General features: G+C 55.0%; 12 protein-coding genes and 1 riboswitch. Of the genes, 1 reads left to right on the top strand and 11 read right to left on the bottom strand.

Features of this window, described 5'->3' with window-relative positions; translation table 11 throughout:
- Nucleotides 1–47: 47 nt before the first annotated feature.
- Genes GEOB_RS10430 through lysS form a run of 3 tightly spaced genes read right to left on the bottom strand, consistent with a single transcriptional unit; the run spans nt 48 to nt 3,517 of the window.
- Nucleotides 48–719 (bottom strand): ABC transporter ATP-binding protein, encoded by a 672-nt coding sequence (locus tag GEOB_RS10430; protein WP_012647180.1) that lies wholly within the window; start codon nt 717–719, stop codon nt 48–50.
- Nucleotides 712–1,986 (bottom strand): lipoprotein-releasing ABC transporter permease subunit, encoded by a 1,275-nt coding sequence (locus tag GEOB_RS10425; protein ID WP_012647179.1) that lies wholly within the window; start codon nt 1,984–1,986, stop codon nt 712–714. Before GEOB_RS10425 ends, GEOB_RS10430 begins: the two co-directional genes overlap by 8 nt.
- A 46-nt stretch (nt 1,987–2,032) precedes the next feature.
- Nucleotides 2,033–3,517: a lysine--tRNA ligase gene (lysS, locus tag GEOB_RS10420; protein WP_012647178.1), complete on the bottom strand. Its 1,485-nt coding sequence runs from the start codon at nt 3,515–3,517 to the stop codon at nt 2,033–2,035.
- A 203-nt stretch (nt 3,518–3,720) separates the two neighbouring features.
- Here lysS and ettA point away from each other — a divergent pair, with 203 nt between their 5' ends.
- Entirely contained in the window at nt 3,721–5,400 is a 1,680-nt protein-coding gene (ettA, locus tag GEOB_RS10415; protein WP_041267127.1) for an energy-dependent translational throttle protein EttA, read from the top strand.
- A gap of 35 nt (nt 5,401–5,435) precedes the next feature.
- Here ettA and GEOB_RS10410 read toward each other — a convergent pair whose 3' ends face one another.
- The 8 genes from GEOB_RS10410 to bioF all read right to left on the bottom strand — a co-directional run bounded on the left by GEOB_RS10410 (nt 5,436) and on the right by bioF (nt 13,026).
- A complete protein-coding gene (locus GEOB_RS10410) occupies nt 5,436–6,296 on the bottom strand; it encodes a TraB/GumN family protein (protein WP_012647176.1) in 861 nt (286 codons plus the stop codon).
- Nucleotides 6,297–6,606: 310 nt separating this feature from the next.
- Complete coding sequence (locus GEOB_RS10405; protein ID WP_012647175.1) at nt 6,607–7,209, bottom strand: GrpB family protein; 603 nt, start codon at nt 7,207–7,209, stop codon at nt 6,607–6,609.
- Nucleotides 7,210–7,676: 467 nt separating this feature from the next.
- Nucleotides 7,677–8,237, bottom strand: coding sequence for a hypothetical protein (locus tag GEOB_RS10395; RefSeq protein WP_012647173.1), 561 nt, complete (start codon nt 8,235–8,237; stop codon nt 7,677–7,679).
- 143 nt (nt 8,238–8,380) lie between these two features.
- A riboswitch (cyclic di-GMP riboswitch) is annotated at nt 8,381–8,457 on the bottom strand.
- A 139-nt stretch (nt 8,458–8,596) separates the two neighbouring features.
- Nucleotides 8,597–9,472, bottom strand: coding sequence for an ATP phosphoribosyltransferase (gene hisG, locus GEOB_RS10390; protein ID WP_012647172.1), 876 nt, complete (start codon nt 9,470–9,472; stop codon nt 8,597–8,599).
- 151 nt (nt 9,473–9,623) lie between these two features.
- Nucleotides 9,624–10,004 (bottom strand): phosphoribosyl-AMP cyclohydrolase, encoded by a 381-nt coding sequence (hisI, locus tag GEOB_RS10385; protein WP_012647171.1) that lies wholly within the window; start codon nt 10,002–10,004, stop codon nt 9,624–9,626.
- An 84-nt stretch (nt 10,005–10,088) separates the two neighbouring features.
- On the bottom strand, nt 10,089–10,889 hold the full coding sequence (locus GEOB_RS10380; protein ID WP_012647170.1) for a methyltransferase domain-containing protein: 801 nt from the start codon (nt 10,887–10,889) through the stop codon (nt 10,089–10,091).
- Nucleotides 10,876–11,691 carry an alpha/beta fold hydrolase gene (locus GEOB_RS10375; protein WP_012647169.1) on the bottom strand — a complete coding sequence of 272 codons (816 nt, stop codon included), beginning with the start codon at nt 11,689–11,691 and terminating at the stop codon, nt 10,876–10,878. Before GEOB_RS10375 ends, GEOB_RS10380 begins: the two co-directional genes overlap by 14 nt.
- Nucleotides 11,692–11,844: 153 nt before the next feature.
- Nucleotides 11,845–13,026 carry an 8-amino-7-oxononanoate synthase gene (gene bioF, locus GEOB_RS10370; protein ID WP_012647168.1) on the bottom strand — a complete coding sequence of 394 codons (1,182 nt, stop codon included), beginning with the start codon at nt 13,024–13,026 and terminating at the stop codon, nt 11,845–11,847.
- Nucleotides 13,027–13,083: the final 57 nt, after the last annotated feature.

Here is a 13,083-nt window from a genome sequence, read left to right as displayed (position 1 = left end):
CCCGAAAAAGTCGGTCAGTCGTTAAATTGAACAACTAGATGTTCTGATCAGCTGATCCTGCCATCAACCATGCGGATGGTCCTGGCCATCTTGGCCGCCAGCTTTTCATTGTGAGTGACAATGATCAGGGTAAGTCCCCTTTTGACATGAATATCCATCAAGAGATCATGGACCTCGTCACTGGTTTTCATATCAAGATTACCCGTCGGTTCGTCGGCCAGAAGCAGCTTTGGTGAACGGACCAGGGCACGGGCAATTGCCACCCGCTGCTGCTCGCCGCCGGAAAGCTCTCCCGGTTTATGGGTCAGGCGGTGGGACAGCCCCACATCGCGCAAAAGGCCGGCAGCGATGGGTTCCGCTTCGCTCCGCTTGGTGCCGCCGATCAGAAGCGGCATCATCGCATTCTCCAGGGCGGTGAATTCCGGCAGGAGATGGTGAAACTGGAAGACGAATCCTATGGAGAGATTTCTGAACGATGCGAGGGCAGCGCCCCCCAGCTTGAAGATCTCCTCCCCATCGAATTTTACCACACCGGAGGTAGGGGTATCGATGGTGCCGAGCACATGCATCAGCGTGCTCTTGCCTGCCCCCGAAGCCCCTACCAGGGCGATGGTTTCACCGGCAGTCACATTCAGGCTGATTCCCTTCAGCACCTCCACCTTGCCCGCACCACTGCCGTAAGATTTATACAGGTCACTGACCTCCAGCAGATTACTCATAGCGCAGTGCCTCGGCTGGGGAAAGTCTCGATGCCTGCCATGACGGGTAAAGGGTTGCAACGAAAGAGATGACGATGGCTGTGACTGAAATGAGTATCACATCCGAGGGGATGACCAGCGAAGGGAAATGGTCCAGGTAATAAATATCCTTGCTGAAAAACTGGAAACCGGTCAGCTTTTGCACCGTATTGACGATCGGCTCCAGGTTAAGGGCCACAAGCAGCCCCCCGAGAACGCCGATGGCCGTACCGAAAAAACCGATGATAAGTCCCTCGAAGACGAAAATGCGCATGACGCTTCTGCTGGTAGCCCCCATGGATTTGAGAATGGCGATGTCCCGTGTCTTCTCCATGACCACCATGAACAGTGTCGAAGCAATGCCGAAGGCGGCCACCAGGACGATCAGTGTAAGAATGATGAACATGACAACCTTCTCCGTCCGGAGGGCGAAGAGAATGTTTTTGTTCATCTGCATCCAGTCCCTGGCAAAATAAGGAAAGCCCAGCTCCTGATTGATCCTGCGTGTAATTTCACCGCTCTTGTACACATCGGCAACCTTAAGTTGGATGCCGGTAACGGCCGAGCCCAATCCGAGGAAATCCTGCGCGTCACCGAGCCCCACATAGGCCAGGGTAGAATCATATTCGAACATACCAGTGTTGAAGATACCCACCAGGCGGAAACGCTTCATCTTCGGCATCATGCCAAGCGGTGTAATATTACCCATGGGAGAGACTACATTGACGCTGTCGCCGAGAAAAAGGTTGAGGTTCTTGGCCAATTCCTTGCCGATTACAATTCCCGGCAGCGGTGATTCGTCACTCTTCGACGGCAACGGTGTCCGGCGATCCAAGTCAACCAGGTTTCCCTCAACCACCGTCTTGTGCAGATTGGTTACCTGGGCATCGGTCTTGGTATCCACCCCACGCAGTACCACCCCCGATACATTTTTGCCGGTGGTCAGCATCACCTGGCTGTAAATGAACGGCGTGGTTGCAACTACGCCCTTGAATTTTTTCAACCGGTCCATCAGCTGCTGATGGTCTTCTATTCCCTCGCCGCTTTTCAGCACTACGATATGGGCGTTGGTGCCGAGAATCTTCTCTTTGAGGTCTTCTTCAAAACCGGTCATGACGGCAAGGACGATGATCAGCGCCATTACCCCCAGTGCCACGCCGGCAACGGAAATAAGCGTGATCAGCGAGATGAAGGTCGCCTTGCGTTTCGCCTTCAGATAACGGAGACCGATGAAGAGTTCAAAAGGCATATTTATTTTATAACCTCAAAAAATGAATTGCCGGGACAATTCATCATTATTTTACTTCTTTTCGCAGTTGGGGAAAGAGAATTACATCGCGGATGGAGGGAGCATCGCAAAGAAGCATCACCAGCCGGTCAATACCGATACCCTCCCCTGCAGTGGGTGGCATACCGTATTCCAGCGCCCTGATGTAATCTTCATCCATGTAATGGGCCTCTTCATCACCCTTGGCCTTGGCAGCAACCTGGGCAAGAAAGCGCTCCTTCTGGTCCACCGGATCGTTAAGCTCGGAAAAGGCATTGGCCATTTCGCGACCGGCACAGAAAAACTCGAAGCGGTCGACGATCTCCGGGTCGTGGTCGCTTTTCCGCGACAGGGGGGAAACCTCGGTGGGGTAAGCGGTGATGAAGGTAGGCTGGATCAGTTTCGTTTCCGCCACTTCCTCGAATATTTCGGTAATGAGCTTGCCGTAACCGATATCTTCGGGCAGATCGAGGCCGATCTTTTTGGCGTAGGCATAGGCCATGTCCCGATCCTCCAGGGATTTGGCATCGATGTCGCCGTATTCCAGGATCGCCTCCTTGACAGTGAAACGTTTCCACGGGCGCTGGAAGCTGATCGGCATTCCCTGGTAGCTGAAATCGAGGGTGCCGAGGACATTCTGCGCCACATGGCAGAGCAGTTCCTCGGTGTAGTTCATCAGGTCCTCGAAGGTGGCGTAGGCCTGGTAGAACTCCATCATGGTGAATTCAGGGTTGTGGCGAACAGAGATTCCCTCATTGCGGAAATTGCGATTGATCTCGAAAACCCGGTCGAGGCCTCCTACCACAAGTCTTTTCAGGTAAAGTTCAGGGGCGATGCGGAGAAAGAGCTCCATATCCAGGGCATTGTGATGGGTGACAAAGGGACGCGCCGTGGCTCCACCGGGGATCTGCTGCATCATCGGCGTTTCCACTTCCAGAAAGTCATTCTTCACCATGAATTCGCGGATCAGATTAATGACCCTGGAGCGTTTGACGAACAGTTCCCGAACCTCGGGATTGACGATCAAATCCACATACCGCTGGCGATAGCGGGTCTCCACATCGGTAAGGCCGTGGAATTTCTCGGGTAGCGGCAAGAGTGACTTGGTTAGAAGCCTGATCTGCTCGACATGGAGGGAAAGCTCGCCGGTCTTGGTGCGAAAAGGATAACCGGTCGCACCGACGATATCGCCTATATCGAAAGATTCGAATTGTTCGAAAACTTCCTCTCCAACCGCATCTTTCTTCACATAAAGCTGGAAACGCCCCTTGCGGTCCTGGAGCTGCACGAAGGCAGCCTTGCCGAAGGAACGGCGGGCAATGATCCTCCCGGCAACGATAAAATGCTGCGGGTCGGCCTCGATCTCCTGTACATTGCCATAGGCGGCAACAAGATCAGCCGAGGTGTGTTCGGGTCTGAAATCGTTGGGATAAGGATTGATCCCCGCTTCCCACATGCTGTCAACCTTGCGTCTTCTCTGCAACAACAATTCACTCAGTTCTTCAGTTGCCACGGTATCGCCTTTCCTGAAAAAGCCTTCTGGCCGGTTTTCCAAACCGACAAATTAACGTATTTGCTCTCCTTTAGTCAAGGAAAAAGCCGGTGGGGGAGCAAGGGATAAATGTGCGATGCATGGGCAAAGAGATGTTGACAGGCCCATTGAAGCACGTGTAAAAATGAGGCCATTCAATTGTGAGGAGGAATAAAGAAAATCCTATGGCGATAGAACCCAACAAGGTCATTTATTCGATGATCGGCGTCAGCAAATTCTACGATAAGAAGCCGGTATTGAAGGACATCTATCTTTCCTATTTCTACGGCGCCAAGATCGGCGTGCTCGGTCTGAACGGCTCGGGAAAGAGCTCTCTGCTCCGCATCCTGGCAGGAGTCGACAAGGACTTCAACGGCAAGGCCGTACTCTCCGCGGGGTACACCGTCGGCTACCTGGAGCAGGAGCCCCAGCTGGACGAAGGAAAGACAGTCAGGGAGATCGTCGAGCAGGGGGTGCAGGAGACCGTCGATCTGCTCAATGAATTTAACGACATCACCGCCAAGTTCAGCGAGCCCGATGCCGATTTCGACAAACTTGTAACACGTCAGGCCGAGGTGCAGGAAAAGCTGGACCATCTGGATGCCTGGGACCTGGATGCACGGCTGGAAATGGCCATGGATGCCCTGCGCTGCCCGGCCGGCGACACCCCGGTTAAAGTACTGTCCGGCGGGGAGAAGCGCCGCGTGGCCCTGTGCCGGCTTCTGCTGCAGAAACCGGACATCCTGCTCCTGGACGAACCGACCAACCACCTGGATGCCGAATCGGTCGCCTGGCTTGAGCATCACCTGCAGCGCTATGCCGGCACCATTATCGCCGTCACCCATGACCGCTATTTTCTGGACAATGTTGCCGGCTGGATCCTTGAGCTGGACCGGGGCCAGGGAATACCATGGCAGGGGAACTACTCTTCCTGGCTTGAGCAGAAGCAGCAGCGACTGGCCCAGGAAGAAAAAACCGAGACCGAGCGCCAGAAAACCCTGCAGCGTGAGCTGGAATGGATCAAGATGTCCCCCAAGGGCCGCCATGCAAAGGGCAAGGCACGTATTTCATCCTACGAGCAGCTCCTCACCCAGGAAAGCGAAAAGCGGGCCAAGGATCTGGAAATTTACATCCCCCCCGGACCGAGACTTGGCGACATCGTAGTCGAAGCAGACAACGTCAATAAGGCTTACGACGACCGGCTCCTGGTTGAAGGCATGACCTTCCGCCTCCCCCCAGGCGGCATCGTCGGCATCATCGGTCCCAACGGCGCCGGCAAGACCACCCTTTTCCGCATGATCACCAATCAGGAGCAACCGGACAGCGGCAACATCCGCATCGGCGAGACGGTCAAGCTTGCCTACGTGGACCAGAGCCGCGACAGCCTCAACCCTGAACAGACCATCTGGGAAGCCATCTCCGACGGCCAGGACCAGATCCAGCTGGGCAAACAGACGGTCAATTCCCGCGCCTACGTCTCCCGCTTCAACTTCTCCGGCGCCGATCAGCAGAAAAAAGTCGGGCTTCTATCAGGCGGCGAGCGGAACCGGGTTCACCTGGCGAAGATGCTGAAAGACGGTGGCAACGTCATCCTTCTTGACGAACCGACCAACGATCTGGACGTGAACACCATGCGGGCGCTGGAAGAAGCACTGGAGAATTTCGCCGGCTGTGCCGTGGTCATCAGCCACGACCGCTGGTTTCTGGACCGCATTGCCACCCATATCCTCGCTTTCGAGGGAGAAAGCAAGGTGGTCTGGTTCGAGGGGAACTACTCCGAGTATGAGGAAGACCGCCACGCCCGCCTGGGCACCGCCGCCGACCAGCCCCACCGCATCAAGTACCGCCAACTGACCAGGGCGTAAACGCAAAAGGCCACCGGAAATGGTGGCCTTTTTTGTCAGAATTTTTCCACTTTGTATCCCTTCTTCTTCAGCGCCTCTACGATCCCGTCCGGCCCCACCAGGTGGCCAACTCCGACCAGGATGAATTCAGTCCGGGGCGTTTTTAGATAGGCGTCGATCAAGGGAAACCAGTTTCTGTTGCGATCGGTGATCAATCTCTTGTAGAGCTGCGGTTGCCGTGATTTGAGATCATTGACCATCAACTCGTCCAGTTTCCTGCCATCCCCCTTGCGCCATGCAGCTGCAAGATTACTGAACTGCTCGTCCATGGTCTTCATATCCTTCAGGGAGTGGAGCACGAAATCATCTTCGTTGCCATCGGCCATGGTAGCGATGTAATCAATTTGTTCCTCAACCGTCTCAAGTCCCTCCACGGGCTTTTTGTCCCTACTGGCCAGGCTGTGGAAAAACTGGTCCACCCCCTGTTCGGTAGCCCCCAGTTTCTTAAGCTCAATGACTGTCAGCGTCAACATTATCATCGCCGGCTTGAATTGGCTGAAAGCTTTGATGGGAATGCCGTTTGTTTCACAAAAGGAGCTGAGCTGGCCATACACCTTGGGTGACAGGTGTTTATCAGCGGTGCTGCCGTCGGTATACATGGCCTTTGCCAGCAACTGCTGTTGCATGGATGGATCCTGCAGTTTAGCGATGTCTGTCTCAAAGACCACAGTTTCCGATGCCTTGTAAGCCTTTTCAAATTCCGGCGGCAGCGGATAATCGGACTCGCGCAGGACATGGCAGGTTCCACCCAGATAGATGGTGGAATTATCCTTTTGCGCCTTCCAGACCGACGATTCGGCAGACGCCCCTGTACAGAAAAGCAAAACAAGCATTATGCTCCATATGACTCCCTTCATAAATCTCTCCTTTTATCAGGCATTGATCATGACGATCCGAGGGGGTTCACCACACCACCTGATGGTTGGGCGGTTGTGACTATCTCTACTTCCATGCAGTAATGCCTCCTATAGCAGGTTGTTGAAAAACTATTGCGGACCCGCGGGGCCTAAAGGGTCGCTCTGCTACGTTGCCGCTCGCTCGGAAACTCAACGTACATAGGGTACGACTCGTCTCCTCGCTCGCTTGAGCCTTGCATAGCGACCTCCTCATGACGTTTTTCAACAACCTGGTAGTGCAGCACAGCGGTGCCTAAGCGCAGCGGCGGCTTCAGCCGGTTGTCTGCCGCCGAGTGGTTGGGCCTTTCTGTAAGTCTGCTTTGGCCATTTCGGTTACTAGGTTGACAAAATCGCTCTTGGCCTTCGTGTAGGAGACACGATCACCATGGTGCGCCTCAGAGAGCTGTGTCTTGAGATCCTCGTACTCCCGTGCAGCATCTGGATGATCAATGAGGTAGTCCCGAAACAGGAGTCTGTCCCAGTGTTCAAAATCGCGTTCAATCATATGAATATGATGTGTTCTGTTTCCGTTCTTGTCTCGCTTTATGAACCAAGCATAGAATGGAGGCGTGTCATCTCCACATGTGGGTCTCCAGAAATAGTCGTACCCTTGCGCTTCCAAGATGGGGGCAATAAGCTTTTGGGTTTCATCGAGGCTTGTTACCTCGACCAGAATGTCCACGATGGGTTTGGCCGTGAGGCCTGGGACAGCTGTGCTCCCAAAATGTTCGATCCTTTTCACCAGATCATGAGGCAAGCACGATAGAAGATGTCTCCTCTCTTCTTCAAAGAGGTCTCTCCATCGGGGATCATATGGCACAATGGCCACTTCCTCTTTCACCACCCTCGCAATTTTCTCTTCTAGTGTTTCCATTTGTTTTTTCCTCTGGACCAACGGATGTGGCTTTGAACCGCTAGTTTTAGGCGGGTCTTAGGCCTTGTTGTCACGTATTCGCTCCGCTGCAGAACTGAGTGTTGACACATCACGTCCCATTTTCCCGGCTAGTTCGGTGAACTTCAGCAAAATCTGGGGACAAGCAAATCTGGGGACAAGCAAATTGGAGAACATAATACGGATTATTTTCCCTTTTTCGGTCTCCCCGGTCGCTGTGGACGTGGGTTCCTGCCTGTCAATTGTTGAACTTTCTCGCCAGTGCATTTCTCCCTGGTCCCAAGATTTCTATCACGTTCGGTAATGGTTTTCATATTAAATTTATCCAAATGAGAAGAAGACCTGAGGGAGGGCATCGGCCCCGCATCTCCATAAAAAGAAGACCCGCTGGATCGGAGTCCAGCGGGTCTTCTTTGCTTTGGCATTTTATGGAAAGCAACGCTGTTGTATCAGGATGCCAGTTCCAGCACATCGCTTGCCAGGACGATCCGGTCGTTTTCCTGGGTGACCGCATGGGAACTGTGCTCAAGAAGTTCGAAGATGTAGAGGTATTTGGCAACCTCGACAGGCTGGCAGGTCTTTCGCCCGTAATATTTACTGGATTGGCCGAAGACGTCGGTTACAGCCCGATCGTCATAGATGGCAAAATCGAAGGTGCTGTTGGTATCGACACCACCGATATCCACTGCAGTGGGCAACTCGTTGCGAAATGCGATCCGCATCTCGATATCGTCCCGGTACTGGGTCAGCAGGACTTTCTGTACTTCCGGATCTGCCAATTCTTCCCGGGTAGTGACAAAGATGCGGGTGATCCGGACGCCGCGATCAAGGGCACGGAGATTAGCCTGGTAAAAGTTCAGCAGCGCCCCGCGGCTGAGCCAGCCGGTGGTCAAAGGGTCTACTGCCTTGATGCACTGGCTGGCCTGATCTGAAAGCCTGGCCCCCTCCAGATAGAATTCCAGTTCCTCAAGGGTAATGAAACCTTGCTGCAGGGTGGCAAGACTCTTCATGGTGGCGGCAATGAGTTCGTGCGCCTTTGCTTTGCACTCATTTTTTTACTTAAATCTTTCATTGATCCTCCTTTCGTTGCGATAACCGGCACCAGTTCCGAAGGCAAAAGAAAAGCCGGTTCGCCATAATATCGGTGTGATATTTCGGCGACCCGGCTATCTCGATGAGACCCAATGGGCTTTCCGTCCCACCCTCGCGGATGGTTTAGTATTATCGTCTATCTTCCTGCCTATGCTTTTAAGAAGGTGCTTAGATAACTCTTTAAGAGCAGGAAGTCAAGGCTAAATGTCATTTTTCTTTTCAATTACAGCTATTTGCGCATAATAATCTGGATTTTTGTGACTGAACGGTAAATTAATCAGATAATCTTGTTCAACGGATATTCCACAATCCCCTCGGCACCGAGCTTGAGCAGCGCAGGAACGATGGAACGCACTTCCTTTTCGTTGAGGATGCTCTCAATGGAGACCCAGTCGGAATTGTAGAGGTGGGAGACCGTTGGCGCCTTCTGGCTGGGCAGAACCTTGGTGATGGCATCCGCCTTGTCGCCGGGGGCGTTCATCTTGAGGCCCACCATCCCTTCGGCGGCCAGAGCCGATTTTAGCAGGGTGGCGATGGTCTCGATCTTCTCCCGTTTCCATGGATCTTCCCAGGATTTGCGGTTGGCGATCATCACCGGCACCGATTCCATCAGGTCGCAGACGATGCGCAGGTTGTTGGCGCGGATGGTGGAACCGGTCTCGGTCACCTCGACGATGGCATCGCAGAGGCCGTCAACGACCTTGGCCTCCGTTGCTCCCCAGGAAAACTCCACAGTCACCGGGATGTTACGCTCGGCAAAGTAGCGTTTGGTGAAGCCCACCAACTCGGTGGAGAGGGTGGCGCCGGCGAGATCCTCGGGACGCTGCACCTTGGAATCCTGGGCTACCACAAGCACCCAGCGCACCGGTCGGCGGGATACCTTGGAATAGACCATCTCGCACACTTCCACCACGTCCGAGTCATTCTCCCGCACCCAGTCGCGGCCGGCAATACCTACGTCGATGGTGCCGCGCTCCACGTATTTCCCCATCTCCTGGGGGCGGATCAGCTTGCAGTTGAGCTCGGCATCATCAACACCGGGAAAGTAACTGCGGGAAGAGATGGAAATCTTCCACCCCGCCTTGGCAAAAAGATCGACGGTGGCGTCTTCAAGGGAACCCTTAGGAATACCGAATTTCAATATATCAGACATGTGCAACGCCTTTCTTTAAAGATTTTACCCCCACTGAATTCGATTTTTTTCGTCAGATCAAGGCGGGCAAGGTGCTCCGAGGAGGCGTAGCAGCGCTACGCCGCACGAAAGAGCGCCGAAGACCAACGCAGATATGGCGTAAAAAGCGGATTCATCCCTTCTTATAAACTTCGTTAGGATCGAATAAGGGATTGGAATGCTCCACCCACTGTCCATCCTCCCACTTCACGTAAAAGCAGCTCCTGTTGCCGGTGTGGCAGGCAGCGGGTCCGTTCTGCTTCACCTTGATGACGACAGTGTCTGCGTCGCAGTCAGTAAGGACCTCCATAACCTCCTGGGTGTTGCCCGACTCCTCGCCCTTCATCCAGTACTTGTTGCGGGTGCGGCTGAAAAACCAGGTCTTGCCGTCCTTCAGGGTCAAATCCAGGGTTTTCTGATCCATGAAGGCCACCATCAACACCTCGCCCGACTGGTAATCCTGGATCACCGCCGGAATCAGCCCCCCCATCTTATCGAAATCGATCTTGATCATGACAATACATCCTTCCTTGGTCTTACTTGAAAAAGTACTCTCTAATACACCGGCGGCACGCCCCGTGTCAACCAATTAAGCAGCTCATGGGCACCGTCCTGCACCATAAATGACCTCATAGGTGGCAGGAATGCCGTCGGCAGTTCCATATTTCTCCCGATAAATATCCATCATCGCCAGCATGCGTTGGCGACCGTAAAGGCCGGCAGAGGCCCTGGGAGAAGCATTGCCGGCACCGATTTTTTTCAATGATTTAAGCAGAGCCGTGACGTCGGCATGAAGTTCCACCTCCAGCGTCGACTCCACCCGGCACAGACTAAATCCGGCACCAGCCAATGCCTCCTCAACCCTTGCTTTGGGAAAAAAGCGGTGGGTGATATCCTCCACCTCCCCTTCCCGCTTCAGCGCCAGAAAATGGGCATCCTTCAGCTCGAAAAGAGTTCGTTCACCGAAAAGGGCAAAGAGAAAGGTACCCCCCGGAGCCAGGACCCGACGCACCTCGGCAAAGGCATGACCGAGGTTTGGAAGCCATTGATAGGTGGAGGTGGAAGTGACCAGGTTGAAGGCGCCGTCCATGAACGGGAGCGACTCCGCATCGGCGGTGACAAAGGTTCCTGCTGCAAGATGGGCGCTGGCAGTGATGCACATGCCCAGTGCCAGGTCTACGCCGAAGAGTTGGGCCTCCGGATGGAGACGATGCAGCTCGGCCAAGAGCCTGCCGGTGCCGGACCCGACATCCAGGATCTTGCCGGGATTGCCAGCCTCTTTCCGCACCTCGTCCAGGAGATTTGCCACCACCTGCTTCTGCACCCTGGCATGCTGGTCGTAGGTTGCCGCCTGGCGATGGAAAGAGCCTTTTACCTTCTCTCGATCAATGCCGCCCAATGATTTCCTCCATAAAGGCCCTGATCAGGCCGTTAAATTCTGCCGAACGGGCCATGAATGGCGCATGGCCGCCATCAACCATCTGCAGACGCGCCATGGGAAGCATTTCAGCCATGTAACTGGAAGCTTCCGGCCTGCAAATGGTATCGTTCCGGCCGTGAATGAGCAGTACCGGCCGGTCAATCCTGGAAAGAAGGGGGCGCAGGTCTGCATCTGCCAGCACCTGCAGTGCCTTTCGCGCCACCACTGGCTCCGGGGATCGCCCTTTCAGGACAATCTCGTGGACGATGCGCTGATACTGCTCCCGGTCCGGCTCCCCTTCGGCAAACATGCCCCGAAAAAAATCGCCCATGGTTTTCTGGTAGTCCCGTTTCAGGCGAACACCCATCCCCTTCACCTCCACCGGCGGTAAACCGTGGGGATAATCGGCAGCAGCGCTGAAACGGGGTGTTCCACCCGCCAGTACCAGACCGGCAAGGCGCGGTCGCAGACTGTTGAAAGCCTGCAATACCACCTGCACCCCCATGGACCAGCCGACAAGGACGGCATCGTGCAGGTCCAGCCGGGTGAAAAGCTCGATCAGGTCGTTGGCAAACGCTTCGAGGGTGACGTTTTCCGAGGGCGCAGACTGGCCGTGACCGCGCAGGTCCATGGCGATCAGCCGACGGCGGTCGGCCAGCTCCCGCTGAAAACTCCAGACCACACTGGACATGGCCCAGCCGTGGACGAAAACCAGCGGTCCTCCCTGGCCAAGATCCCCATAGTGAATTGTCACGCCATCGCTGGTTTCGAAAAAAGCCATCTTCCCCATACCTCAGTGATTGCACAGGCTTTTGAAAAACGTTAAGAGGATGCCGAGATGCAAGGCTTAGCGAACGAAAAACCGAGGCGTACCCTCTGTACGTTGAGGTTTTGAGTGAGCGGTAACACAGCAGATCGGAACCGCAATAGTTTTTCAACAGCCTGTTACGCCAAGCTTTCTGCCCACATGGGCAATGGCCGACACTGCCCGGTCCACATCGGCCTGAGAATGGGTAGCCATAAGCGTGCAGCGCAGGCGGCAGCTGCCAACCGGCACGGTCGGCGGCCTGATCCCCTGGACAAAAATGCCCTGATCCAGCAGTTTTCTGGAAAACTTCATGGTCTCTGCCGCACCGCCGACAAAGGCCGGGACAATCTGCGTTTCGCTCCCCATGGTATTGAAGCCGGCATTTTCCAGCCCATCCTTGAACCGGGTGCTGTTCGCCGCCAATCCTTTTCGCAGATCGGCTCCTGCCTGAGAATCAACCAGGTCGAAAGCGGCAATGGAGGCAGCCAGCACCGCCGGTGGCAGGGAGGTGGAAAAGATGAAGCTGCGGGCCCTGTTTACCAGGTAATCGATGATTTCCTTAGATGCAGCGGCATAGGCGCCAAAACTCCCCAGGGCCTTGCCCAGGGTCCCCATGTGTATGTCAACCCTGTCCATGACCCCGCACAGTTCGGCGCTCCCCCGCCCATGCTCCCCCAGGACGCCGGTGCCATGGGCATCGTCCACCATCAGCAGCGCGCCGAACTCCTCCTTCAGGGCCGCCAGCTCGGCCAGCTCGGCCAGGTCGCCGTCCATGCTGAAAACGCCATCGGTGACAATGATCCGGCGGCCGGATGTGGAGCGGTTCTCCTCCAGCAGGCGGCGCAATGCCACCATGTCGTTGTGGGAATAGCGGATAACCTTGGCCCGGGAAAGGAGAGCACCGTCGACAATGCTGGCGTGGTTCAGCCGGTCGGAAAAAATAAGGTCTCCACGTCCGGCGATGGCGGAGATGATACCGGTATTGGCAGCATAGCCGGAATTGAAGACCAGGGCCGCTTCGGTCCCCTTGAAGGCGGCAATCCGCTCTTCCAGGCGGAAATGCAGCTCCATATTGCCGGAAACGAGCCGTGCTGCGCCGCTCCCCACGCCAAAGCGTTCGACGGCTCTGATGGCAGCTTCCTTGAGCAGGGGATGATCCGCCAGCCCCAGGTAGTTGTTGGAACAAAGAAGCAAGACCTCCCGCCCATCAAGAATGATCCGGCTCGACTGTTCCCCCTCCACCAGGCGCATGGAACGGAAAAGCCCGGCTGCACGCAATGATTCAAGCTCTTCGCCAAAGGTCTGCACAAAGCACTCCCTCTTTTGGGTTAAATACGCCCGGATGTTTTAGCATAGAGCGACGCC

The organism is Geotalea daltonii FRC-32 (assembly GCF_000022265.1).
GTDB lineage: Bacteria > Desulfobacterota > Desulfuromonadia > Geobacterales > Geobacteraceae > Geotalea > Geotalea daltonii.
Note: the sequence above shows the minus strand (reverse complement) of the source record. Positions and strands in the feature narration are given on the sequence as shown.

Excerpts from the sequence above, each read along its gene's own strand:
- GEOB_RS10430 (WP_012647180.1), bottom strand. The coding sequence starts at position 719 with ATGAGTAATCTGCTGGAGGTCAGTGACCTGTATAAATCTTACGGCAGT.
- GEOB_RS10425 (WP_012647179.1), bottom strand. The coding sequence starts at position 1,986 with ATGCCTTTTGAACTCTTCATCGGTCTCCGTTATCTGAAGGCGAAACGC.
- ettA (WP_041267127.1), top strand. The coding sequence starts at position 3,721 with ATGGCGATAGAACCCAACAAGGTCATTTATTCGATGATCGGCGTCAGC.
- GEOB_RS10410 (WP_012647176.1), bottom strand. The coding sequence starts at position 6,296 with ATGAAGGGAGTCATATGGAGCATAATGCTTGTTTTGCTTTTCTGTACA.
- GEOB_RS10405 (WP_012647175.1), bottom strand. The coding sequence starts at position 7,209 with ATGGAAACACTAGAAGAGAAAATTGCGAGGGTGGTGAAAGAGGAAGTG.
- GEOB_RS10395 (WP_012647173.1), bottom strand. The coding sequence starts at position 8,237 with ATGAAGAGTCTTGCCACCCTGCAGCAAGGTTTCATTACCCTTGAGGAA.
- hisG (WP_012647172.1), bottom strand. The coding sequence starts at position 9,472 with ATGTCTGATATATTGAAATTCGGTATTCCTAAGGGTTCCCTTGAAGAC.
- hisI (WP_012647171.1), bottom strand. The coding sequence starts at position 10,004 with ATGATCAAGATCGATTTCGATAAGATGGGGGGGCTGATTCCGGCGGTG.
- GEOB_RS10375 (WP_012647169.1), bottom strand. The coding sequence starts at position 11,691 with ATGGCTTTTTTCGAAACCAGCGATGGCGTGACAATTCACTATGGGGAT.